Below are 24020 nucleotides of genomic sequence, written 5' to 3'. Positions count from 1 at the left end.
TTTATGGATTTTTATTGAATCATTTCATCAAAATACCTTGGGTTTAATTTATAATGAATCAATCTGAAGTTTTATTTGTGATAACAGAAAGGTCACCCGTGGGGTATAAATTAGCGCTCAATAGCAACATCATTTTTTATGTTGAAAAAAATATTTTAACGAATTCTAGTGGAGAAGAACTGCCATTGGAAAACTTAGAAGGCAAGGTGCTACTATTATTTATTAAGTCACTTAATGAGGTGGTGTCTAAAGATGATTTAGCTCATTGCTGGCTGAGCGGAAGCAACACATCTGATAGCTCAATAACACGTGTTATTTCAAACCTAAGAGCCAAGTTAAATCAAATTGATAATACCAATGGACTTGTAATTAAGAATATCCGCAAGAAAGGTTATATGCTTTCAAATGGTAATATAGCCAATCATTCAATTACGCTAGCGACTCCATGTAATACGGAGCAAACATTAAAGAAAGACTTAACGTTCAGTTTTATTCCTAAGTTGTCAAATCATCGACTACCTATTATTTATTTTGTTAGTTTACTCTTACTCATTATTACCATTTATGGGTTCAGCTCATTTTCTAACATGGTAGAGAAAACACAGATAAATTATGCAAAGCCGTATCGCTTATTTGAAGATAAAATAAGAAAATTTGAATTAGCGCCCAATGAACATAAGAATTATGTTGTATATTCAGGACAGCACATGGATTCTGAACATTGGTTGATTGGTATTTATGATAATCAAGCGAATACTTTACACTTCGCAGAGCGCAAAGAGACTGATTTGACAACACCGACATGGGTGTCAAATGAAATGTTAGCAATAAGAGTGAAAACACAAACGAGTTGCTGGATAGAAATTATTGCTATTTCAGATTTAATCAATAATATTTCAGGCCAGCGTATTTCAAGTTGCTACCAACAATCACCAATCTTCTCAATGGCTAAGTTATCATCTAGCAAATTACTTATAGCCGATTCTCCTGCTATTTCCAAGGGGAGTCATTTAATTACATTAGATATATTAAACGGTGTCAATAAGCTCATAAATGTTGAAAATAACGGTGGTGCAGGCATTTATAAAGTCATTTCCTCTCCGAATATGAAGTACTTGGCAAAGTTAACAACAAATGATTGGTTAAATACGCGATTAGATATTGTCGCTGCTGATGATATAAATATTACACTATGGTCAAAGCAGTTAACGTTTCCTTTATTTTTTGCTGCTTTATTTGATGACAAAATTAGCTATAAAGATAACGATGGCTCTATAACAACTCATTATTTTGATGATGATTTTAACATTGTAGAAACTCAAAGCATTCCTGTTTTTATGCCTTTTGATAACATTACTCGCCATGCGGATGATATTATTTTTACTAAAGGCGAATTATATAGTCAAAATGTTTTCTTATATGACATCAACTCACAAACATCTCTCCCCATTTCTAGCGGACAAAGTGAACGTAATTACATGCCGCACCGCTTTAGTGCTGATGAAGTGTGGTATATATCGAATAAAACAGGCATCTCTCAACTTTGGTCGTATCAACTTAGTAATAGTTTGTCTCGGCAAGTAAGTTATTTTAGCAATCAAACTGAAATAAATGCGCTTGATGTAAGTAGTGATAATAAACTTGTGTTACTAGGTACGGATAAGGGGATCCAAGTTTATACCTTTGAAGAAAAGCAAATCAAAGAGCTCATTTTAAGTTTGGATGGCTATAACCCTATTTTCTACAAAGAAAAAATTATATTTACTAAAGTAAAAGATGATACATATGAGTTATTTTCTTATAACTTGAACACACAAGAAATTCAAAGAGTGACTAATGCGGGTGGTTATCGTGTAAAAACCGATGGGGAAAGTTTGTTTTTTGATAAATATAATACTGATGGCATATGGCAATTTATTAATGATACCGAAGTACTCATATTTACCAATGATGAATCGCCAGAGCGATGGTTAGTAAATGATGAGAATCTGTACTTGTTTAATAAAAACAATGTAACGAAGTTCAATGTCCTTAACGCTACTAGTGAAAAAATGCCTAAAAACTCTTGCCAACAAGCAAGGCAAATCAATTGGAATAGTTGTTTAAATGTCTTAATCGATAGCGTGCCGAATCAGGTTGTGATATTACCAACCCATTAATAGTTACGTACATAATTTACATTTAATTTTGTACCAATTTATTAGAGGTTTATATACAGAGAGAGTGATAAAAAGATAAAGATTTAATATGGTTTTCATAACTTTTTGATAAAGCTTCTTCGTCTGAGTAGATTAAAATCGTGTTGTTAGATAAATCAACATCACACTCAGGAATTAGTAAAAATGAAACCTATACTATTAATCGCGCTACTATCAGTAACAACTGCCTTCGCCGCAACTATTGGTGATAACAAACAAAAAACAACAACGTTGAAAAGCAGTGAAAAAGCTACAAAAAGTTTTGCTTGTTCACCTTACCCATATTGCACAAAAAAAAGAGGTAATAAAACATGAAGTTCATTGTTAATTATTTACTTTAATTGATTTATGCAGGAAAACGAAGATTCAATAACCAATTCATTAAAAAGTCACTTTAGCAGAATTGAGCGAGTATGATTTCTTATTCTGCTATTTTTTGTGAATTGATAACGTTGAATATTTATTCCTCCTAATTTTTTTCTCTTGTGGTGTATAGGCTCAGTAGAGTTTCACGCTTCTGGAAAAAATTTCACTGAAACTAAAACCCAAATTTTTTTTGTATTTTTCTCATTATTTGGAAGTTATCGATAAAAATCTAAGCCAAAACAACATAACAGCTTAAATGCTAGTGTCTCGAATATGGTAAAAGTGAGCCATCAAAAATAATTCGTAGTTACAGATGAGAATTTAGCCCCTATATAAAAATTAGAGTAAAAACTCTTTACAACATAGAGCAGATACTCTATACTGCTATCGTTCCCTTAAAGAACGCTTGTTGTAATAATTTATTCTAGCTTTCCCCCATAAGCTAATACGCCGATGATTTATGTCATCGGCTTTTTTATGCCTAAAATCCACTGACCGAAATCTTCAGCTATACCGTCAAGGTGTGTCCATAATAAATTTAACGGCAAAATAATGGCTAGATATTTGGGGGGAGCTGTTAGGAGTTGGAAGATCGTTATCTGTAACTAAATAAACAGATACTACTTGGGGAGGGGGAAATAAGCCTAGCTTAGTCGTGTTTGTTTTCAAGACAATCGATCTTACATCGACTGCCTTGTTGCTATGTTTATACTTCGCTTGTTATTTCTGCTTGCTCAGCGCCAGCTAACCAACCACAAATAATACTGTCGGCTTGCTCTACGCCTGCACGCTTTAATGATGAGAATGCTTGTACTTTTATGTTCCCTTCAAGTGGCTTAAGCACTTTCTTCACTTTTAAAACTTCTGCACTACGTTTACCTTGTGATAATTTATCAGATTTTGTCAGTAGCACTAGCACAGGTAAATCGCTATCTACTGCCCAATGAACTAAATCCATGTCTAAATCTTTTAAGGGGTGGCGAATATCCATTAAAATAACTAAACCTTTTAAGCTTTCGCGTTTTTCTAAATATTCCCCTAGTGCTTTTTGCCATTTCTGCTTCATTGCTAGTGGGACTTTAGCAAAACCATAACCAGGTAAATCAACTAGTCGTTGATTTTCTCCCACTTCAAAAACATTAATCAGCTGGGTACGACCAGGAGTTTTACTAATTCTTGCCAAGCCACGTTGGTTGGTTAAGGTATTAAGTGCACTAGATTTACCTGCATTTGAACGTCCTGCAAATGCAACCTCAATACCGCTATCTTCACCTAAATGTCGAATATCTGGCGCGCTAATAGTGAAAGTGGCTTTACTTAAATGAATAGCTGATGATGACAAAGTGTTCTCCAATGGACGTCTATACTTAATATTTAAAACAGTGTTCACAATGAAGATGAAAACTATTGCAAAGTATTATAACGTGTTTTATTAGGTGAAAAAGTTAATTCTATTGCTTTTTCAAGGATTTTTTTACGCTGCGTTGTTACACATTGATAATAATCGTGTAAAATGCTGTCACTTTTTCATAATATTATTAATTTGAGCTCTATAATAAAAATTGAGCTAATTAACGGCAAGTAGAGAGCAACTCCATGAAAAAAATTATCTTATCTGTATTATTCGGATTAAGCTTAAGTTCCATTCAAACAGCAACAGCGCAAGGCGATGCTGCTGCAGGTAAAGCAAAATCAGCAGTTTGTGCTGCTTGTCATGGTTCAACAGGTACAAGTGCAATTCCTATGTACCCTAATTTAGCCGGACAAAAAGATGCTTATATCGTTAAACAATTAAAAGCTTTTAAAGATGGTTCGCGTACTGATCCTACTATGGCGCCAATGGCGGCGGGATTATCTGATGAAGATATGAATGATCTTGCAGCTTACTTTTCAAGCTTCCCATGGGGTGGCGAAAAAGCCGAAGCTGCGACTGCCGATGCGAGTGCACCAAACGCACCTGCGGCTGCTGTTACTGTAGAAATTAATAAGAACATCGTATTTCATAACGGCGGCAACCCAACCGACGGTCAAGCCAAGTCTGGAACATGTACCGCTTGTCATGGCGCAGATGGTAATTCGCTCGTTGCAATGTATCCTAAACTTGCAGGCCAAGGCGCTGCTTACATTGCTAAGCAATTAGCAGATTTTAAAGCCGGCGCTTCAAGTGAATCGGGTCGTATTGATCCAGTTATGGCAGGCATGGTTGCAGGCTTGTCTGAACAAGATATGGCTGATTTAGGCGCATTCTTTGCTTCTCAAAAATCAACTGCAGGTAACGGAAAAGCTAACGATTTAGGTAAAAAACTTTACTTTGGTGGTGATAGCGAGCGTGGCATAAGTGCTTGTGTTGCTTGTCATACAGCTAACGGTAAAGGGGTTAGCCAAGCTAAATTCCCTGTTGTTGCTAAGCAAAATGTTGAATACTTAACGTCACAATTGCAAAAATTCCGTACTGGTGATCGTACTAATGACAATAACAGCATTATGCGTAACATAGCTGTTAAGTTAACTGATGCTGACATTGAAGCATTAGCGCAATTTATGTCTTCACTTTAAATTGAGCAAATATTTAAACGATTAGTTGCTTAATTAAGCAGTCATGATCACTCTTTAAAAAGCAGCGTTTATCGCTGCTTTTTTCTTGGTAAAATTTAATTTTTTTGCGTAATATTAAGGTTTGGCTTTGAATACAAAGGAGTAAACTTGGCAGAACAAGCGCTTAAGAGTGAATTGATCGCTTGCCTACAGTGCGATGCTTTATTCGAGCAGCCTAAGTTAAATCAAGGCCAAAAAGCCGAGTGTAGCCGCTGTGGTGCGACTTTATTCGAGCGAAAAGTCAATTCAATTGAACGCACTTTCGCCTTAGCTATCGCTGGGCTTCTTCTTCTTACACCAGCCATAATTTTACCTATGATAGGTGTAACTTTAGCGGGACAATTTCATCATGCATCGCTACTAGATTGCATTACCCAGCTTATTAGCAAAGGCTTCTACATGATTGCTTTATTAGTTTTTATGTTCGCCATCGCTGTTCCCACTGTTAGGTTAATTGGCGCTTTATATATTACTTATTGTTTTAAATTTAATAAAATTAAGCCTTTTTTACTGCATTTTTTCCGTGCTTATCATCAGCTAGACAGTTGGTCGATGTTGAATGTTTTTTTATTAGGAATTGTGGTTTCAATGTATAAACTTCTAGACGACACGGAGCTTTCCATCGACTACGGTTTATTGTCTTTTGTTTTATTATTAATATGTTCAACCATGGTTTCTGTCACCTTAGATCAACATTATGTTTGGCAGAAGCTTGAGCAAGAGTGTCTTGATGAAAACAGCTAAAGAATTAGGCTTAGGTGTTTGTCCGCAATGCCATAAAGTTAATGAAATGCTGTCTACTCAGCAACAATGTAGCCGTTGTAGCAATTTTTTTTATCAAAGAAAGAACAACAGCTTACAATACACATTGGCTTGGAATATTGCCGCGTTAATTTCTTTTATTCCTGCTAACCTTTATCCTATTATGATCATATACTCTTTAGGAGTACCTGAGGCTTCAACGATTTTGTCAGGCATTGGCTCTTTTATCGATCATGGTTTGTACCCTATCGCTGTTATTATTTTCACCGCCAGTATTATTGTTCCATTAATTAAAATTGCTGGATTATTCTTTTTAGTGTTTAAAGTGCATACTGGGCCACGATTAAAACCTAAAAAGCATGCTAAGTTGTATCATGTCCTAGAATTTTTAGGTCCGTGGTCAATGTTAGATGTATTTGTCGTCGCATTATTAGTTGCTGTAGTGGAGTTAGGCTTTGTTAGTACTGTTGAAGCTGGACCTGCAATTAATTACTTCACCCTAACCGTTATTTTTACCATGATAGCTGCCACAAGTTTTGATCCCCGACTACTTTGGGATGAAGATGATATAGTGCAAGAAAGTGACAGCAGTGAAATTCTCAAAGCACAGAAGGATAAAGTTTAGCATGACTGCTAATGACTCAAAAGATGAACTCAATGATGACAAAGAGGCAAATGTCGTCGAGCAACAAGGACTATCTATTGTTTGGTTGGTTCCGCTTATAGCGCTTATTTTTGGTGCTTGGTTAGCCGTTAAAGCGATCAGTGAACAAGGTGAGTTTATCACCATAAAATTTGAAAACGGCCAAGGTATTGTTCCTAATAAAACTGAAGTCCGTTATAAAGGGCTCGTCGCCGGTATGGTAAAAAGTGTTGTCCCTTCAGCAAAATTAGATCATGTCATTGTTGAAGTAGAAATGTCGTCAAAGTTAGCCCCGTATTTAACGACTGCAACAAAGTTTTGGTTGGTCACCGCCGATATTTCTCTGCAAGGTGTCTCTGGGTTAGATACTCTATTATCGGGCGATTATATCAATATTCAGCCTGATATTAATGATGAAGGTCGTTACACTAGTGAGTTTGTCGCTTTAGAGTCAGAGCCCCCTTTAGATGTGACTACGCCGGGTTTACATCTAACCTTACAAACAAACGTGTTAGGCTCTATAAATAAAAACTCCCCTATAACCTTCAAGCAACTCACTATTGGTTACGTTTCTGGTTATCATTATGTTGAAGAAACTAAAAAGATTGATATCAGCATTTTTATCGAAGAAAAATATGCTTATCTAATTAAAAAGAATTCACAGTTTTGGAATGTTAGTGGCGTACAAATACTTGCGTCACTTTCATCTGGCATTAAGGTGAACACCGACTCGCTTGCATCTATTATAGCGGGAGGCATTGCCGTTGGTACGCAGCCTTATCAAACACCCAAAGAGTTAGCAGAAAGCGGCGATATTTATAAATTATATGAAGATTATCAAGCCGCTGAAATGGGGCATGAAATTTCATTAACACTCGGCTGGGATTCAGGTGTTGATCGAGGCGCTGCCATTTTATATCAAGGTGTTACCGTAGGTGTGATTGACTCTTTTACCACGATAGATCCGGAAACACGTCAAATTATCGCTAAAGCAAAAATCAACCCTAGAATTGTGCCTTACCTTACTGATGAGTCTCAATTTTATGTGGTTTCTCCTAGCGTCGATTTATCCGGCGTATCAAATGCACAGAGTTTATTAAAAGGTACTCATTTAAGTATTCGCCCATCGTTAGTTGGTGAGCCAAAAAATCACTTTAATGTGTATAACGTGAAACCTGCCTATAAATATACTGAGCCAGGCCTTCATTTAATATTACAAACAACTGATATTAGTTCACTACAAGCTGGCAGCAACATTTATCATAAGCAACAAACGGTAGGCACAATTCAAGCACTTGAAACCACAGGACCTGAGCAACACCTTGTTCATATTCATATTGATGAGGCCTTTGAAAACTATGTCGCATTGGACAGTCGCTTTTGGAATGTTAGCGGTGTTGATATTTCTGCCAATATGCAGGGAGTTAAAATAAAAGCACAATCTTTAGCTTCTGTGCTATCTGGCGGTATTGCGTTTGATCATGGTTATTCCGAAGATAAAAAAGTTGCAAAAAACGGGGATAAGTTTCATTTATTTAGCAACAAAGACCGAGCAAAACAGCGGGTAATGTTAACGTTAAAAGTCCCTTCAGGCCAAAGAATTTCTCAAGACACACGTTTAATGTTTCGAGGAGAAGAAGTTGGCTCTATCCACCAAATCGTTGACGATGGTCGTAACAGCACTTTAAGTGTGGGTTTATTGCCTCAGTATCAATATATTTTAACGCCAACTACCCAGTTTTGGTTAGTCGAGGCACAAATAAGCCTTTCTGGCTTAGCCGACACTGAAGCATTATTAGGTGGTGCGTATATAACTTTTGATGCAAGTGGTGCTAGCAAGCATAATAATCAACAACAAACCCTGTTTACCTTAGCAAGTAAACCTCCTGAAAAGTTGGCTAGTGCTAAAGGATTACAACTACAACTGACTGCTGAACATGCAACTGCCGCCTCTGTTGGCAGCCCTATAAGCTACCGGGGTATTACCGTTGGACAAGTTGACAACATCACCTTAAATGTTGAACAAGACAATATAACAATACATATTACCATTGAGGAGCAATACCAACATCTTATCTCGGCTCAAACACGATTTTTTAACGCTGGCGGCCTAACCATTAATGGCGGTTTGGATAAATTTGTTATTAAAACAGAATCTGTCGATGCTGTGCTTCGAGGAGGCATCAGTTTTTATACGCCTGACGATGAAAATACCTTGTTAGCAGCACAAGAAAAAGACAGCTTTACCTTATTTAAACACCAACAAGCAGCGATTGACGCAGGCCTTGCAATAACGGTTACTTTTGCTGATGCAAGAGGGCTTAAAGAAGCAATGAAAGTATCTTATCAAGAGCAAAACGTTGGGGTGGTTAATAAACTTGTTTATAACGAGAACGGCAGTGTTAATGCACTTATTTTACTCAATAAAAAGGGAAAACAACTCGCAGTTCCAGGCAGTAAGTTTTGGTTTGCTCAAACTGAATTAGGTTTGGTTGGCTCGAAAAATATTGCCTCAGTTATCGAGGGTGGTTTTATTGCTAGTAGTCGCGGCAAGGGTGATAGTGATGTAGTCGTCACAAAATTTATTGCACAAAACATTGCACCTGCGCTTGAACAACTTCCTTTTGGTTTAAATTTAACTTTAATCGCTGATAATTTGGGGTCAGTGAGAGTAGGTAACCCAATACTTTATCGCCAAGTAAAGGTGGGCGAGGTCATTGGCGTGGGCTTGTCAAATACCGCTGATAAAGTGAATGTTTTTATTAATATTGCTGAAACTTATGCACCTTTAGTTACTCAAGGGAGTAAGTTTTGGAATACCAGTGGCTTTAGAGTTGAAGCAGGAATTTTAGCCGGCGTTGATATTAAATCTCAATCAATAGAAACTTTACTCGCTGGTGGCATTGCTTTTGCCACCCCAGAAATAAACCAAGAACAGTCCAGTAACACTCAACAAGGCAACAGCTTTGTTTTATATGACGAAGTAGACGAAGACTGGTTAGATTGGCAGCCTAAGATTCAAATTAATCAATAGCATTATGTTTTTTGATTATACCACCAATTATTTCTGCATAATTGCGCATTGAAGTATGTCAGTTATTTTTACAATTAGTTGGCTCGCATTTCAAAAAAACACAAAATAAAACAAAATAAAACAAAATAAAACAATAAAAACAATAGGATGACTTATTGGCCCGTCAATTGCTTAATTATATTTAACCGTCGTATTTCTCTCTTAACAATACTATATAGATAGAGAGAAAGTTAAAATAGGAATATACAATGAAGTCTTTAAAATTAGCGTTATTTGGTGCTCTTTTAGCAGTAAGTGGTTTAGCCAATGCTGGATTAATTTATCAACCAGGTAGTTATACATACTATCAAGATGACAGCGGATTAGAGTGGGTTTACGCTTCTCCATGTGCTGGTCAAAACGGTTGTGGAAATGATGTTAACTTGATCGATGGCTTTAGATTTGCTTCTGCCACCGAATGGTCTGCAAGCTTTGTTGATCTGAATGACCTAATTGGCGCATTTGACTTAAATAACTATAACGCTAATGTATGTGCATCACCTTTCTTTGGCTCTGGTCATAACCATTGTGATCCTACTAACACAGTAAGTGGTTATGTTTGGGGAGCGCCTGTTGGAATTTCAGCTAGCTTATCTCGTGCTGCTAACAGATCTGGGGAAACTTTTTTAGTTCGTAATCAACTAAACGAAATTCCAGAGCCTACAACCCTTGCTATTTTTGGTTTAGCGTTAGTTGGTTTAGGCTTACGTAAAAGTAAATAATAAATCCTAGATAAATAGCAAACAGTTAATTTAAAAGGGCATTAAGTGAATCACTTAATGCCCTTTTTTTATCTATTGCTTTACTGTAATTAGCTTATTTTAAAGACTTAGCTTTTTTGTGGATGCTCGACTAAATTAAAGGTTGCATTATCTTCACCGTAAACATAAATACTGCATTTTCCCCAGCTGTCGGGTAATTTCCATGTGTTATTTTCTTCAAGACTATAAACATGACGTTTATTCGCACATCTAATGTCGAGTTTATTTAACGCGCCTTTAACATCAATAATTGAGAACTCTTTACGCACTAACGCAGCGTACCAAAAGTCATCTTCTTTAATATTGCCTTGAACGACTATATTTTTATCGCTGCCAATAAAAGCATCGATTTTGCCGATAAGTTTTTTGTAATTTTCTAAATAAGGCGCTGCTGCTTCACGTTTTATGATTCTTTTATAAGTACCATAAGCATTTTGTAATTGGTTTAGGCTAATTTCTAACATTAAAATAGAATTTAACGTGGAAAGTTCACGCTCTGCATTTTCTTCATTTGTCGTATCTAACCAAACTCGGCGTAAGTGAAAGAGTTGTAGCGGTTTATCATTTATTTGTTGGGCATAATCAGCCGCGAGTAGGTGCATATAGTTACTTTCAGAAAGATGCATTTTTTTGATTTTTGACATCTCATCAAGCACTTGCTTAGTTTGTTCGTAGTCTTTCGCTTGTAATGCGGCTAATGCCTTTTCATATTTTCTTCTAAACTTACGCGTAGCTCCTTGAGCCCCTCCTGAATCCATTTTGAAGTTCATCTGTACAGTATTTACACATTGCTCAATAGCTTTGCCATCAGCAAAAGCAGGGGTAAACTCCCATTGTGAAACTGCTCTGCTAGCTGCAGCTGCAAAATCCTTACTGCCTGAAGTTTCAGTAACTAACACGTTTGAAACGAGCCCATCAGTACCTATAACAAAACTTAGCTTTGCCCAACCTTCCCGATTATTTTTAGCAGCATCCATCGGGTACTTGGGGTTCACTCGTTTAATTGGCGTAGGTTCAATAATGGTTGTTAAGTGTGTTGAGACTTCATTAGCATTGGAGGGGTAAATTACCGCGATTAAAGCCGCGGCAGCTGAGGTTTTGAACAAGCTGTTCATCTTAAATTCCTTTTATATGAATACTTTTTTCTGAAATAAGTAATATCGAAAAAATAACTTCTAAAAGTATATCATATACCAATTTCCCACTAAATATTAAATGAGGAGCTGTTGAAAATCGGCCACTGATTTTTCTGGCTTCTCTGCTTCAGTAATTGCCGTAACCACAGCAACGCTATCAACACCGGTTTGCCACACTTGCGGTGCTCTTTCATGATTAATCCCGCCAATAGCGACCACCGGAATATCAGTAGCCAGCGTTAATATTTGCGTTAAGTTATCCAGTCCTTGAATTTGCCCGGTCATATTTTTTGTTTTGGTCGGAAAAATCGCCCCTATCGCTAAATATGAAGGGGCTAATTGTTGTGCCAGTAAGAATTCATAACAACCGTGGGTGCTTATTCCTAGTCGTAGCCCTGCTTGCTTAATCGCACTTAAATCAGCATCAATTAAGTCCTCTTGACCAATATGAACACCATACGCTTTATATTTAATCGCAAGTTGCCAGTAATCATTAATAAATAATCGAGTCTTGTAGGGCTTGCTCAGCAAAACTGCCTGTTGAATAATTAGTTCAAGTTGCGCTTCTGATAGGTTTTTCACTCTTAATTGAATAATCTCAAGCCCTAAGGGTAATAAGCGCTTTAACCAAGCTAAAGAGTCAACAACAGGATAAAGCCCTAATTTCTCTCTAGCACCACGTTTAATACCTAGCGTTTTAAATGTGTCTTGGCTTTCAAGCGCCTTAAGGTGTTCATTCGAGTAACCAATAACAGGGAAGTCTATTTTATTGGTTGGCCAGCCAAGTTGCTCGAACGCGCCATAATGGTTTGCTAATGATGTTTGCTTAGCCGACTTATTTAACCCTTGATTGATATAAGCTTTAGCTAAGGTAAAAGCATCTCTTAGCAAATAATCTAATGCAAAAAAACATGCTAATGCTGAAGCAAAACTACAACCTCCACCATGACTGGCATGCGTTTCAATACGTGCACAAGTGAGAAGATATTGTTCAACATTGCTACCTTCAAGGACGATGCACAGATCCGAACATTGATTTGATTGGCTATGACCTCCTTTGATGATGACGCCTTTAACGCCTAAAGCTAAAATTTCCTGTGCCAAACTAAGTGCTTCGGTTTCGCTAGAATTCGCTAACCATTGTGCTTCCATTATGTTTGGCGTAATAACATCGATTAACGACAATAGGGGTAATAGATCTTGTCTGCTTAAGCTTGATAAAACACCTCCAACACTGGCGCGCCCTACAGGATCATAAATAACCTTAAGTTCGGGTCGTCCTTGTCGAAGTAATTTTATCGCTCGGCAAAGCCAAGCAACTTGCTCTGTATTTACCAGTAACCCAATTTTGATGACCGATGGCGGTTTATCCTTCAACAAACATTCAAATTGTTGTTGTAATATCACGACATCTACTGGGTTTACCGCCACTAATTGTTGCGAATTCTGTACGGTATTCGCGGTAATTAAGGTACAAATTTCAAGCCCTAAGCCATGCGCTGTTTTTATATCTGCGGCAATTCCGGCACCGCCAGAGCAGTCGCTGCCTGAGATCGTCCAGATAATTTTCTTTGTCATTTTAACTCTACATCTCTCGTTAAGACTGGTGCCAAAAAGGCGTATCAAGTGTAGGAGTACTTGGGTGTGCCGTTTGACGCTGTTGCATTATGCCTGCGACATAAGCTTGCTCTCCTGCGCTAATGGCGTTAGCAAACGCTTTAGCCATTAACACTGGATTATCGGCAAGGGCTACCGCGCTGTTTAGTAATATACCGTCGTAGCCCATTTCCATCGCCAAACAGGCATCAGAAGGTTTACCAATACCTGCATCCACAATTAAAGTCGTATGAGGTAAGCGCAAACGAATAGTTTCCAAATTATAAGGGTTCATTAAACCTTTACCCGTACCTATGGGAGATGCCCACGGCATAATCACTTCACAACCTAAGTCGTGTAATCGCTGACAAATAACCAGATCGTCGGTGCAATAAGGTAATACCTTAAAACCATCAGCCAACAATTGTTCAGTTGCGCTCAATAACTCAATGGGATCAGGTTGCAGGTTATAATCATCGCCAATCACTTCAAGTTTTATCCAATCAGTTTGAAATATTTCTCGGCTCATTTTAGCTAATGTCACCGCTTCTTGGGCGGTTTTACAACCTGCGGTATTGGGCAGTAAAAAGCCTTTCGTTTGCTTAACAGTTTCTTGAATATACTGCCAAATTTGTTGTCCTGATCTTTGCTGTGGGTTCTGTCTTTTAAGTGATAGAGTAATCACTTGAGAACCACTTTCTAGTATCGCTTGCTGCATTATTTGTGGTGAAGGATATAACGCACTGCCTATGAGTAAACGGCTATCTAAAGTTTGCCCGTAAAGTGTTAACGACATGATCAGCCCCCTTGAATTGGAAACAGCACATCGATACTGTCATTCGTTGTCAATTTAGTATGCCGATAACTTTCTTTATCAACAAAATCTCCATTTAGCGCAACAGCAAAGGTTTCTTGGTGCTGGTTTTTATTTAAATACAGCTTGAGCGCCTGGTGAATATTTTTCTCGGTGATTTCACACAACTCATAATGCTGACCATTAATTAATATCTTCATTGGTTTATTATTCATTTGTTGCCTTTAATTATCATGTTCACTCACCGTTAACAGGTGCGAATAGCTCAATTGATGAAGAGGTTTATCGTGTTTTAAAGTGATTTGTTCCACGAGTTGTTTTACCTGTTCTAACAGTACAGGCGCGATTAAAAAGCCATGTCGATACAACCCATTGACTTGAATCAGGCTGTTTTTAAGGATTATTTTAGGTTGGTTATCATTAAAAGCAGGACGCAACTGGCAAACATGCTGGCGAATATTAGCTTCAGCAAATCCTGCGTGAACACTATACGCTGCGGACAATAACTCCATCGCAGAACGAACAGTCATTGGTGCGTTATCTTCACTTTCAATTTCAGTGGCGCCAACCACGTAAAATCCTTTACCTTTGGGGGCAATATACAGTTGGTAGCGAGGATGCATTAACCTGATTGGCCGAGTTATGTTAACGTTGGGGGCAAACAGTTGCATTAATTCACCACGCACCGCCCTTAAACTATTTAATCGACTAGGGTCCGCTAATGCTTTTTTCGCGCCAATACCTCGACAATCTATCACTAGATCAAACTCACACTGACGACTTTTTCCTTCTGTTTCAATGGTTAAACGACTACCACAGGGTAAGTGTTCAATGCGTTGAACATCACAATGGGTTTGCCAATTAACTTTCTCTTTATCCAATTGAAAACGTAAAGCCATCAGCAGTTTTCGATTACCAATTTGCCCCTCTTGAGGAAGAAACAAACCTTGATGAAAACTACGCCCAATTTCAGGCTCTAATTGCTGTAATTGTTGGCGGTTTAGCGCTTGTACTGGATGTTGAGGATAATAAGTATTGAGGTATCGTTGAACACGCAAAAAATCGCCTTTGTCCTGTTCATGACTCACCATAATGGCACCTTCTTGCTGAAAAAAGGTGTACTCATCGAGTGAGTCTAACAACGATGGCCAAAGTTTAAGTGATTCAAAGCCCATTTCAACGACATTCGCCTCACTGTGCATTGCTTCACCTAACGGCGTTAACAGACCAGCCGCAGCGTAAGCAGCACTTTGATGACCTAACTTATCGTCTTTATCAATCAAAGTAATTTGAACGCCCAACCTTGCACTTTCTCGATGCAAGGTTAAGGCGAGCAAACGGCCCATTAAACCAGCGCCAACAATGGCGATAGAAGTCATCAGTTATTTGGCAACATGATAAATTTCACTGCCCGTGGCTTTAAACTCTGCCGACTTTTGTGCCATACCTTGCTCAGCTTCGCTAGTTAAGGTAATGGTTTCATCAAGTAGCTGAATTTCAATGCTGTTTTCATCAAGCTTGGCGGCATAGTCTCGTACATCTTGAGATATTTTCATTGAACAAAACTTAGGGCCACACATTGAACAAAAATGAGCAATTTTTCCTGACTCTTGCGGCAAAGACTCGTCGTGAAATTCACGCGCTCTTTCAGGATCTAAACCAATATTAAATTGATCGTACCAACGAAACTCAAAACGAGCTTTACTCATGGCATTATCACGAATTTGAGCCCCCGGATGACCTTTAGCTAAATCCCCTGCATGCGCGGCGATTTTATAGGTAATCATGCCTTCTTTAACATCTTCTTTGTTGGGTAAACCTAAATGTTCCTTCGGCGTTACATAACACAACATCGCACAACCGTACCAACCAATATTAGCAGCGCCGATGCCAGAGGTAATATGATCATAACCTGGGGCAATATCAGTAGTAAGTGGGCCTAGTGTGTAAAACGGCGCTTCACCACAATGCTCAAGTTGCTCTTCCATGTTTGCTTTTATCATATGCAAAGGTACATGACCTGGACCTTCAATAATAACTTGCACATCATGCTGCCATGCAATTTTTGTTAACTCGCCAAGGGTATGTAGTTCAGCAAATTGTGCTTCATCATTCGCATCGGCCACAGAGCCTGGACGTAAGCCATCGCCTAATGAAAAAGAAACATCGTAAGCTTTTAAAATTTCGCATATGTCTTCAAAGTGGGTATACAGAAAATTTTCTTTATGATGCGACAAACACCATTTCGCCATTATAGAGCCACCGCGCGAAACAATGCCTGTAACACGTTTAGCTGTCATAGGTACATAACGTAATAAAACACCCGCATGAATAGTAAAATAATCGACACCTTGTTCTGCTTGCTCGATTAAAGTATCGCGAAAAATCTCCCAAGTTAAATCTTCAGCAACGCCGTTCACTTTTTCTAAGGCTTGGTAAATTGGCACCGTGCCAATAGGTACAGGAGAATTACGGATGATCCATTCGCGGGTTTCATGAATATTTCGTCCTGTTGATAAATCCATCACCGTATCGGCGCCCCATTTAGTGGACCATACAAGTTTCTCCACTTCTTCTTCAATAGATGAAGTGACCGCTGAGTTACCAATATTGGCGTTAACTTTAATTAAAAAGTTGCGACCAATGATCATCGGCTCGACTTCTGGGTGGTTAATATTAACAGGTATAATCGCGCGTCCACGGGCGACCTCTTCACGAACAAATTCAGGGGTAATTTGCTCTGGTATACTAGCACCGAAACTTTGCCCAGCATGTTGCTGAGTTAAAATTTCATCTTTTACTTCTTCGCGTTTCATATTCTCACGAATAGCAATATATTCCATTTCAGGGGTAATAATACCTTGGCGTGCATAGTGCATCTGCGTGACATTTTTACCTGCTTTTGCTTTACGCACTTTTGGTAGATGTTCAAAACGAATATGGTCAAACCCTTCATCGGCAAGTCGTTGCTGACTAAATTTAGAGCTTAAGCCTGCTAATTCTTCAACATCATCGCGCGCAGTAATCCAGCTTTCTCTTAAACGAGGAATACCTTTGTGAACATCAATATCTACGTTGTCATCAGTATAAAATCCTGAGGTATCGTACACACACAAGGGAGGATTTTTTTCATATATAGGTTGCTCTTTTGAGCCTCCGACTAGGGTGTCTGTTAACGTAATTTCACGCATTGCCACTTGAATATCGTGAATTTTACCTGGCACATAGACTTTTGAAGAATTAGGAAAAGATTGATCAGAAACATTTTTCAAAAATGCGGCAGCTTGCTCGCGCTTTTCACGTCTACTCGGTTTTTTATTTTCAGTACTATTTTTTGGGGTAGTCATTATTCTCTCACCTGTTTTAAGCTTTAATTAAATTGCTATAAAGTAAAAACGAGGCGGAGCTCTAAGGCAGAATTAACGAGGAGAATTTGAAATGATTTCTCGCGTTTAATTAGTTGAATGATTTTATTCAACTAACACATTCACTAAAATGAATATGTAATAAACAGCAAAAAAGCAAGTATGCGAAAGCATTATTCTCGCTTGTTCCCTACGCTGATGTTAATCAGATCAGGTTCTACGGATCCCGCGTATTGCGATCTCAGCCTTTTGGCACTCCGACAAGTTGTCTCTTAAGAGCTATACACTCTTAAGATGCAGGGATTCTACCGCGATGTTTTCAGTGGGAGCAAGCATTTAATCGATAATATTTAGCTAAATGATTAACTCAGTATGACGAATGTTGGTGATTACTCGCAGGACTGATATTATCAAGCAGTATGTTACCTCCTTAACTCTAACCATTTTACGATGACAACAAATATGCTAACCAACCGCCTAACAGCCTCTTTAATAATCTTGGTCTTAATCACACTATGTTTTACCAGTTTTTCTGCCGATCTATTTAAACAAAGCGAACAAGTTAGCCATCAAGACATTTTACGCGGTTCTAATACCAAGCAACGCGCTTGGTGGGATTTAAAGCACTATCACTTATCAATCAATGTAGATCCTAGTAATAAAAGTATTCGCGGCACCAATGTGATGACTTATCAGGTGTTATCAAAGCAAGACGCACTGCAAATTGAACTGCAACCTCCTATGGTTTTAGAGAAAGTTGAACAAAAAGGGGAAAAATTAACCGTTGTACAAGACGGTTACAGTTATTTTATACAACTTGAACAACCACAAGTTATCGGTAAAGAATATCAAGTTACCCTCTTTTTTTCGGGGCAGCCAAAAGAAGCCGTTAACCCACCTTGGGACGGCGGCATCGCGTGGAAAAAAGATGAGAATGGCTTAGATTTCATAGCCTCTGCCTGCCAAGGTATTGGTGCAAGTATTTGGTGGCCAAATAAAGACCAAGCCTTTGATGAACCAGACAATGGTGTATTACTCAGTGTAGAAGTGCCACAACATTTAACCAACGTATCTAATGGTCGATTAGTAAAGGTAGAGGCTAACACTGACCGACAAACAAAAACCTTTCATTGGCAAGTCGTTAACCCTATCAATAATTATGGCGTTAATATCAATATTGGCGACTATGTTCACTTTGGCGAAAAATATCAAGGTGAAAAGGGCGAGCTAGATATGGATTATTACGTGTTACGCGACAATTTAACGAAAGCTAAAAAGCAGTTTAAAGATGCCACTCGTACACTCGAAGCGTTAGAACATTGGTTTGGCCCTTACCCCTTTTATGAAGACAGTTTTAAGTTAGTAGAAGCTCCTTATTTAGGTATGGAGCATCAAAGTTCAGTCACTTACGGTAATCAATATAAGAACGGTTATTTAGGACGTGATCGAAGCTCAACAGGTTGGGGCTTAACATTTGATTTTATTATTGTTCATGAATCTGGGCATGAGTGGTTTGCCAATAACATTACCAATGAAGACGTCGCCGATATGTGGATACACGAAGGGTTTACCAGTTACTCAGAAGCGTTATTTGTAGAGTATTTTTATGGTAAAGATGCCGGTGCGCAATATGTCCGTGGTACTCGCCTAGGTATTCAAAATGATACGCCGTTAATTGGTACTTATGGGGCGAATCGTGAGGGTTCGTCTGATATGTACAATAAGGGTAGCAACATGCTACATACCATCAGGCAAATTATTGATAATGATGACAAATGGCGACAAATTATTAGAGGGTTAAATAAAGAGTTTTACCACCAAACAGTCACAAGCCAGCAAGTTGAACTATACATAACTCGCGAGTCTGGTAAAGACTTAGCTAAAGTGTTTGATCAATATCTCAGAGACATTCGTATTCCTGTTTTAGAGTATTTTGTTTTAGACAAGGTAATGAAAGTGCGTTGGGGTAACGTTATTAGTGATTTTACCATGCCGATAAAAGTACAAATAAATGGTGAAACACAATGGCTAACACCAAGCACAAAGTGGTCTGATGTTTCAATTAGCCAAAAAAATGTCAGTGTAGTGGTAGATGCTGACTTTTATGTCGGTGCAATGAATATTCTCGGTGAATAACCGCTCACCAGTATAAGTTAAATATAAGAGTCTGTATTTTATGAGCATTAAAATTATTAGCCCTGATCAATTTAACACAATTGCTTGGAAAAATGGCCTAGGAAAAACTACAGAATTAGCGATAAATGAAGGCGGAACCTTGTCTGATTTTGATTGGCGACTCAGCATTGCCAGCGTCACTGAGGATGGCATTTTTTCTGATTTTTCAGGTTATGATCGCCACTTAGTGTTAATCAGCGGACAGGGTATTCGCTTAACCCATGATGATGAAAAGGTTGATGAACTTACCCAACAACTTGATATGGCAATTTTCGATGGCGGTAGTAAAACCTATGGTAAGTTAAGTGATGGCGCGATTGAAGATTTTAATATTATGACAAAGTCTGGTACTTACCAAGCCGATATCATGCGCTATAGTGGCCAACAAACCATTAAACTCAAGGCAAAAACTCAGTACTTCGTCTACACATTATCAACAAACTCACTCATAACAATTGGCAATAATGAAACCGTATTACCTGCCCAACATTTATTATCGGTAGCAAATACAAATACGAATGAAATTATGCTTAACGGTGAGACACTCATCGTCATTCAATTAACTCGAACTAACTAATTACTGATGAAATTAATCACTAAAAACCAAACAATTCTATTCTTTATCTTTGCTATTAGCTTTATTTTATCGATATTGATAAAGCCATATCCACTTAGTTGGTTGGCTAAACTCGTTCCGATGGTTTTTCTCATTGTAATTGCCGTTACTTCACTTAACGGTAGATCCGCGAAGGTATTTATTGCCGGATTAGTTTTTTCAGCGTTCGGTGACTTTTTTCTCGATTACGACCGAGTTAACTGGTTTATTTTTGGCTTAGGATCTTTTTTTATCGCTCATGTTTGTTATTTAGTGGCATTATATCCTGTTGAAAAGAAACACTTAAAATTTGTAGGCTTATATATTATTTATGGCATTGCAATGTTTAGCCTGATATCTGGCGGGCTTGCTGAATTATTTATTCCTGTATTCGCTTATATGAGCATTTTATTACTCATGGCTATCGTCACCTTATTATCAACAAAATCGAATAATTGGTTAATTGTCGGAGGCCTCAGTTTTGTATTTTCTGACTCGTTAATTGGCATTGATAAGTTTTACCAAACCATACCTTATGCTTCAATCATGATAATGATGAGCTATTACTTTGCTCAATATGCTTTGCTAAAAGGCTACTTAAAGAGCCAACAGTAGAACTTCAATATTTTTTCTCGTATTCATTACGAATGCTGCGCATAAAAAAAGCAGTTTAATAAAAGCTGCTTTTCATTAGCATTAATAATAAGTTCGGCAGGTAATTTATACCATTACTCCTCTTCTTTGGTTGTTTCTTGTTGATCTGCTTGTTGATCTGCTTGTTGATTCTCTTGTTTAGTTTCGTGACCTTCGCCACCACATCCGCCACAGCAACCCATAACTTTCTCCTTAGTTTTAAAAAGTAACCTATTATATAAAGGTCAAATAATACAAAAGCATAATACTTGATTATTTTAGTCAGGTATTTGATCAAGATCAGGGTTATCGCTTTATCATTCAGTTTTATTACATTAGCGGTTATTAGCACTTATTAATAAAATGTTAACTTTATTGCTTTTATAATACGGGCTAGTGTATATTGCGATGCGAAATTATTCGTAGTTTGTTTAAAACTATTACACTGAAGTTTATTTTACTTTTAACAGAAAATACTTTTTTAATTCATTTTTGGCCCATGAAATGCAATTTAATTTTTTAAAGACCGTTTTGCTTATCCTTTTAGTTAGTGCGTTATCTGCCTGTATTGCAGAAAAACACGCTCAAGAAAAAGCGCAATATAAAAAAGCCAAACAAAGTAAAGAAATTCTCTCTCAAGTTAAAGCACTAGAAACTCTAGCTGCCCTAGAGCCTCAAATCTATCAATCAGAATTAACTTTAGCTCAAAAAGCGGCTTCAGAATTAGAAATAGCCCAATCATTTCAACTAAATAAAAACTGGTATCAAAGCTACTTATTCGCACATAACTCGTATCGCACTTTCACCAGTAAAGAAGCGAAAGAAGTATTAGTTTCCTCGGGTAAACATTTTGTCAACTTAATTAAAATACGCACATTAATTGAAAAATCTTATCAATTGCTTCCAAAAGATATTTTTAATCAAATGGCTAAATACAATCAGCAACCAGTCGCTGAATGGAATGTGGTAGATTTTAATCAATTACTCACACAGTTAACTTTAAGCTCGTTAGAATTATCAAGAGCGGCACATCTGGCCAAGCAAGACACTGATTATCCTCAAGAGATCTTAAACTGGTTTGATTTTGTTAAACAACATGCTCGAGATATTGCAGAATATCGAAATTTTTTAGTGAGCCAAGCAATTAATGCAAGCGCCAAAGAACTCCTTTTACACAATAAAACTTTAACGCAAGAGGCGATTAAATTGTTGGCTTACGTTAAGCCTGATATTGCCTTAAATGGTTTACAACCTAAATTTAATGAGACTTTTTTAAGCTATCTTCCTTACCAAGAGTTAATGCACAATATTTATTTGTCTATTGCATCTGCAGGTAAAAAACATGCGGTTGATTGGTATAGCGACTGGGCTCAGGTTGAAGAAAAAGTATTAATGCGTGAAGGAGAGTTTAGCCTGTACACTGAAAACTCTAAATATCGACGTTATATAATTACGAAAATAGCGTTAGAAAACACCTCTAAATTCCCCACCAATCAAGCAACTTTATCAAGTGTAGAATCGTTTATTGGCGCTGATAAACCGATGAAAGACTTCCTAGATAAACTCGTACAAGATAAAACGTATTTGTTTTAATTAAGTGCTAGTTAACCTGGGCTCTGTTTAGTTATCTAGTTGTTGATGCCAATTTACCAGATCTTGTTGGGTGTCAATATCTGCTGCGGCATTTGGCAAAACAACTTCTCTGCACTGTTCGCGATTAGTATACAAAATTGATTTCGCCCCTTTATCCCCCGTTAATTTCATTAACGCAGAAAAATAGTCACGAGGAAATATCGCCGGCGGCATTAACTCATTGTCCGCCGTTGCACATACTAACTTATTGGGCTGTTTAAGAGATTCAGTAATCAAATCCTTATAATCATTAACGGTTAACGCCACTTGATCCGCTAATACAATCATAATATGGCTAGTCAATTTATCAGTCAAAATAGTCTGTTCAACTGACTGGGCAATTGTATGACCTAAACCTAAATGGGCTTGCTGACAAAAACTTAACGAGAATTGTCCACCAATCACGTTTAGCAGTTGTTGATGATAACGTCCTGTTGCGACAAAAAGATTTTTTTTATCAATAGCTAACTGATTTAAAGCTGCTGAAAGCTGAGTTAGCACATGCTCAATTAATGTGATGGTACTGTCGCCATTTTCCAAGTTGGCTAATAACTTTATACCTTTAAAGCGCTCACTTTTCCCCGCAGCAAGTACGATGATCTTTAAGTGTGTATTGGCAGGCGTCATAATATTTGGCTAATCGAGTGCGCTTTTTTACTAAACAAGCTCGCATGGCATTCTGCTAAAATAGACAAGGCGATACTTTCAGGTAAAGTGCCGCCAATATCTAACCCAGACGGGCCAGCAAACACAAAAGGCATTGCTTGCTCTGCTACTTGGGCTTGTCGAATAACTTGCTGCTTTCTATGCGCAGGACCTAATAAGGCCAAATATTGCAATGGTGTCCTTGATAACACCTTTAATGCATCAGCATCTAGTTCAATGTTATGGCTCATCAGTATTGCTGCATTTACCTTGCGCTCGGCAACAAAGCGGGTAAGAGTCTCGACTTTTCCTTTGATAATATGATCAGCGTTAGCAAAATATTCTTTACGAGCATTGGCTGGACGAGGATCCCACAAAGATACTTGCCAACCAAGCTGATGTGCCATATTAACTAATGGCTGCGCATCAATACCACCGCCTACTACTAACAAATGCGGCTTAGGTACTATGGAAGTAACCAAGTACCTTGCTTCATCATTAGTCTCGTTATTTTGAGCGAAAGTTAAGCGTGCTGGTGCAGCAATATCGTTAATATTTTCCGCTTCAAAGTAAGCTTGCTCTTCTAAATGCTCGCCAACCACACTTTGGGTATAACAACCAGAAACCCGAGTTATGAGAGCATGATGAACATCGAGTAAAGCAAGGTAGTTATTAGGCTCATTAATTGGCTGAAGCATTATGTATAGCGTACCGCCACAACCAATGCCTAAATGAAAGGACATGTCGTCTTCGTCTGAACCGTCATAACATACCAATAAAGATTGCTTGGTATGCATAACTTTTCGGGCATTGGTTGCAATATCAGATTCTAAACAACCACCACTTAACATGCCGAGTTGGTCGCCTCGACTACTAAATAGCATCATGGCGCCAGGTTTACGATAGCAAGGACCTTTGGCATCATAAATAGTGGCTAAAACCCAATCGAATTTATCTCGATTGGGATGCCATTGCGCTAATAAATCCGATAAGTGATTACTCATTAAAATAACGCATCTTTTCTACTACTT

General features: G+C 37.9%; 20 protein-coding genes and 1 riboswitch. Of the genes, 11 read left to right on the top strand and 9 right to left on the bottom strand.

Annotated features, from left to right (window positions below; translation table 11 throughout):
* The first annotated feature begins 53 nt into the window (after positions 1-53).
* Positions 54-2159: a winged helix-turn-helix domain-containing protein gene (locus tag AC27G3_RS16875; RefSeq protein ID WP_487123597.1), complete on the top strand. Its 2106-nt coding sequence runs from the start codon at positions 54-56 to the stop codon at positions 2157-2159.
* A 183-nt stretch (positions 2160-2342) separates the two neighbouring features.
* Positions 2343-2513, top strand: coding sequence for a hypothetical protein (locus tag AC27G3_RS16870; protein ID WP_487123596.1), 171 nt, complete (start codon positions 2343-2345; stop codon positions 2511-2513).
* Between the two features lie 757 nt (positions 2514-3270).
* On the opposite strand, the gene yihA is transcribed toward AC27G3_RS16870, so the two are convergent.
* Complete coding sequence (gene yihA, locus AC27G3_RS16865) at positions 3271-3906, bottom strand: ribosome biogenesis GTP-binding protein YihA/YsxC (protein ID WP_487123594.1); 636 nt, start codon at positions 3904-3906, stop codon at positions 3271-3273.
* Positions 3907-4160: 254 nt separating this feature from the next.
* Here yihA and AC27G3_RS16860 point away from each other — a divergent pair, with 254 nt between their 5' ends.
* The 5 genes from AC27G3_RS16860 to AC27G3_RS16840 all read left to right on the top strand — a co-directional run bounded on the left by AC27G3_RS16860 (position 4161) and on the right by AC27G3_RS16840 (position 10359).
* Positions 4161-5120 (top strand): c-type cytochrome, encoded by a 960-nt coding sequence (locus tag AC27G3_RS16860; RefSeq protein ID WP_487123593.1) that lies wholly within the window; start codon positions 4161-4163, stop codon positions 5118-5120.
* A gap of 147 nt (positions 5121-5267) precedes the next feature.
* Positions 5268-5903, top strand: coding sequence for a paraquat-inducible protein A (locus AC27G3_RS16855; protein ID WP_487123591.1), 636 nt, complete (start codon positions 5268-5270; stop codon positions 5901-5903).
* Positions 5890-6546, top strand: coding sequence for a paraquat-inducible protein A (locus tag AC27G3_RS16850; RefSeq protein ID WP_487123589.1), 657 nt, complete (start codon positions 5890-5892; stop codon positions 6544-6546). Before AC27G3_RS16855 ends, AC27G3_RS16850 begins: the two co-directional genes overlap by 14 nt.
* Position 6547: 1 nt before the next feature.
* Positions 6548-9598 (top strand): PqiB family protein, encoded by a 3051-nt coding sequence (locus tag AC27G3_RS16845; RefSeq protein WP_487123587.1) that lies wholly within the window; start codon positions 6548-6550, stop codon positions 9596-9598.
* Between the two features lie 248 nt (positions 9599-9846).
* The gene (locus tag AC27G3_RS16840) at positions 9847-10359 is read left to right on the top strand and encodes a PEP-CTERM sorting domain-containing protein (protein ID WP_487123585.1); all 513 of its coding nucleotides are present in this window, start codon (positions 9847-9849) and stop codon (positions 10357-10359) included.
* 107 nt (positions 10360-10466) lie between these two features.
* On the opposite strand, the gene AC27G3_RS16835 is transcribed toward AC27G3_RS16840, so the two are convergent.
* The 6 genes from AC27G3_RS16835 to thiC all read right to left on the bottom strand — a co-directional run bounded on the left by AC27G3_RS16835 (position 10467) and on the right by thiC (position 17291).
* On the bottom strand, positions 10467-11513 hold the full coding sequence (locus AC27G3_RS16835; protein WP_487123583.1) for an energy transducer TonB: 1047 nt from the start codon (positions 11511-11513) through the stop codon (positions 10467-10469).
* Positions 11514-11609: 96 nt separating this feature from the next.
* Positions 11610-13112, bottom strand: a complete 1503-nt coding sequence (gene thiE / locus AC27G3_RS16830; RefSeq protein ID WP_487123581.1) for a thiamine phosphate synthase — start codon at positions 13110-13112, stop codon at positions 11610-11612.
* Positions 13113-13131: 19 nt separating this feature from the next.
* A complete protein-coding gene (locus AC27G3_RS16825) occupies positions 13132-13926 on the bottom strand; it encodes a thiazole synthase (RefSeq protein WP_487123580.1) in 795 nt (264 codons plus the stop codon).
* A gap of 2 nt (positions 13927-13928) precedes the next feature.
* Positions 13929-14159, bottom strand: a complete 231-nt coding sequence (gene thiS / locus AC27G3_RS16820; protein ID WP_487123579.1) for a sulfur carrier protein ThiS — start codon at positions 14157-14159, stop codon at positions 13929-13931.
* Positions 14160-14168: 9 nt separating this feature from the next.
* Complete coding sequence (gene thiO, locus AC27G3_RS16815) at positions 14169-15323, bottom strand: glycine oxidase ThiO (protein WP_487123577.1); 1155 nt, start codon at positions 15321-15323, stop codon at positions 14169-14171.
* Between the two features lie 3 nt (positions 15324-15326).
* The gene (gene thiC / locus AC27G3_RS16810) at positions 15327-17291 is read right to left on the bottom strand and encodes a phosphomethylpyrimidine synthase ThiC (RefSeq protein ID WP_487123575.1); all 1965 of its coding nucleotides are present in this window, start codon (positions 17289-17291) and stop codon (positions 15327-15329) included.
* 188 nt (positions 17292-17479) lie between these two features.
* Positions 17480-17579, bottom strand: a riboswitch (TPP riboswitch).
* A 192-nt stretch (positions 17580-17771) separates the two neighbouring features.
* Here thiC and AC27G3_RS16805 point away from each other — a divergent pair.
* The 4 genes from AC27G3_RS16805 (at position 17772) to AC27G3_RS16790 (ending at position 22305) form a co-directional block, all read left to right on the top strand.
* Positions 17772-19445 (top strand): M1 family metallopeptidase, encoded by a 1674-nt coding sequence (locus AC27G3_RS16805; RefSeq protein WP_487123573.1) that lies wholly within the window; start codon positions 17772-17774, stop codon positions 19443-19445.
* A gap of 40 nt (positions 19446-19485) precedes the next feature.
* A complete protein-coding gene (locus AC27G3_RS16800) occupies positions 19486-20061 on the top strand; it encodes a HutD/Ves family protein (protein WP_487123571.1) in 576 nt (191 codons plus the stop codon).
* 6 nt (positions 20062-20067) lie between these two features.
* Positions 20068-20694: a lysoplasmalogenase gene (locus AC27G3_RS16795; RefSeq protein ID WP_487123569.1), complete on the top strand. Its 627-nt coding sequence runs from the start codon at positions 20068-20070 to the stop codon at positions 20692-20694.
* Positions 20695-21216: 522 nt separating this feature from the next.
* Positions 21217-22305 (top strand): hypothetical protein, encoded by a 1089-nt coding sequence (locus AC27G3_RS16790; RefSeq protein ID WP_487123567.1) that lies wholly within the window; start codon positions 21217-21219, stop codon positions 22303-22305.
* Positions 22306-22332: 27 nt separating this feature from the next.
* Here AC27G3_RS16790 and AC27G3_RS16785 read toward each other — a convergent pair whose 3' ends face one another.
* Together AC27G3_RS16785 and AC27G3_RS16780 are read right to left on the bottom strand one after the other, a co-directional pair.
* Positions 22333-22971 (bottom strand): nucleotidyltransferase family protein, encoded by a 639-nt coding sequence (locus AC27G3_RS16785; RefSeq protein WP_487123565.1) that lies wholly within the window; start codon positions 22969-22971, stop codon positions 22333-22335.
* Positions 22968-23993 carry an XdhC family protein gene (locus tag AC27G3_RS16780; protein ID WP_487123563.1) on the bottom strand — a complete coding sequence of 342 codons (1026 nt, stop codon included), beginning with the start codon at positions 23991-23993 and terminating at the stop codon, positions 22968-22970. The genes AC27G3_RS16785 and AC27G3_RS16780 overlap by 4 nt, the downstream gene beginning before the upstream one ends.
* Positions 23994-24020: the final 27 nt, after the last annotated feature.

The organism is Colwellia sp. SU-HH01217 (genome assembly GCF_057543495.1).
The sequence above is the reverse complement of the archived record's forward strand: the minus strand, read 5'-3'. Positions and strand labels throughout refer to the sequence as shown.

Coding starts and splice junctions, on each gene's coding strand:
- AC27G3_RS16835 (WP_487123583.1), bottom strand. CDS start 11,513: ATGAACAGCTTGTTCAAAACCTCAGCTGCCGCGGCTTTAATCGCGGTA.
- AC27G3_RS16850 (WP_487123589.1), top strand. CDS start 5,890: ATGAAAACAGCTAAAGAATTAGGCTTAGGTGTTTGTCCGCAATGCCAT.
- thiS (WP_487123579.1), bottom strand. CDS start 14,159: ATGAATAATAAACCAATGAAGATATTAATTAATGGTCAGCATTATGAG.
- thiE (WP_487123581.1), bottom strand. CDS start 13,112: ATGACAAAGAAAATTATCTGGACGATCTCAGGCAGCGACTGCTCTGGC.
- AC27G3_RS16870 (WP_487123596.1), top strand. CDS start 2,343: ATGAAACCTATACTATTAATCGCGCTACTATCAGTAACAACTGCCTTC.
- AC27G3_RS16790 (WP_487123567.1), top strand. CDS start 21,217: ATGCAATTTAATTTTTTAAAGACCGTTTTGCTTATCCTTTTAGTTAGT.
- AC27G3_RS16840 (WP_487123585.1), top strand. CDS start 9,847: ATGAAGTCTTTAAAATTAGCGTTATTTGGTGCTCTTTTAGCAGTAAGT.
- thiC (WP_487123575.1), bottom strand. CDS start 17,291: ATGACTACCCCAAAAAATAGTACTGAAAATAAAAAACCGAGTAGACGT.
- AC27G3_RS16845 (WP_487123587.1), top strand. CDS start 6,548: ATGACTGCTAATGACTCAAAAGATGAACTCAATGATGACAAAGAGGCA.
- AC27G3_RS16860 (WP_487123593.1), top strand. CDS start 4,161: ATGAAAAAAATTATCTTATCTGTATTATTCGGATTAAGCTTAAGTTCC.
- AC27G3_RS16805 (WP_487123573.1), top strand. CDS start 17,772: ATGCTAACCAACCGCCTAACAGCCTCTTTAATAATCTTGGTCTTAATC.
- AC27G3_RS16800 (WP_487123571.1), top strand. CDS start 19,486: ATGAGCATTAAAATTATTAGCCCTGATCAATTTAACACAATTGCTTGG.
- AC27G3_RS16875 (WP_487123597.1), top strand. CDS start 54: ATGAATCAATCTGAAGTTTTATTTGTGATAACAGAAAGGTCACCCGTG.
- thiO (WP_487123577.1), bottom strand. CDS start 15,323: ATGACTTCTATCGCCATTGTTGGCGCTGGTTTAATGGGCCGTTTGCTC.
- AC27G3_RS16785 (WP_487123565.1), bottom strand. CDS start 22,971: ATGACGCCTGCCAATACACACTTAAAGATCATCGTACTTGCTGCGGGG.
- AC27G3_RS16825 (WP_487123580.1), bottom strand. CDS start 13,926: ATGTCGTTAACACTTTACGGGCAAACTTTAGATAGCCGTTTACTCATA.
- AC27G3_RS16795 (WP_487123569.1), top strand. CDS start 20,068: ATGAAATTAATCACTAAAAACCAAACAATTCTATTCTTTATCTTTGCT.
- AC27G3_RS16780 (WP_487123563.1), bottom strand. CDS start 23,993: ATGAGTAATCACTTATCGGATTTATTAGCGCAATGGCATCCCAATCGA.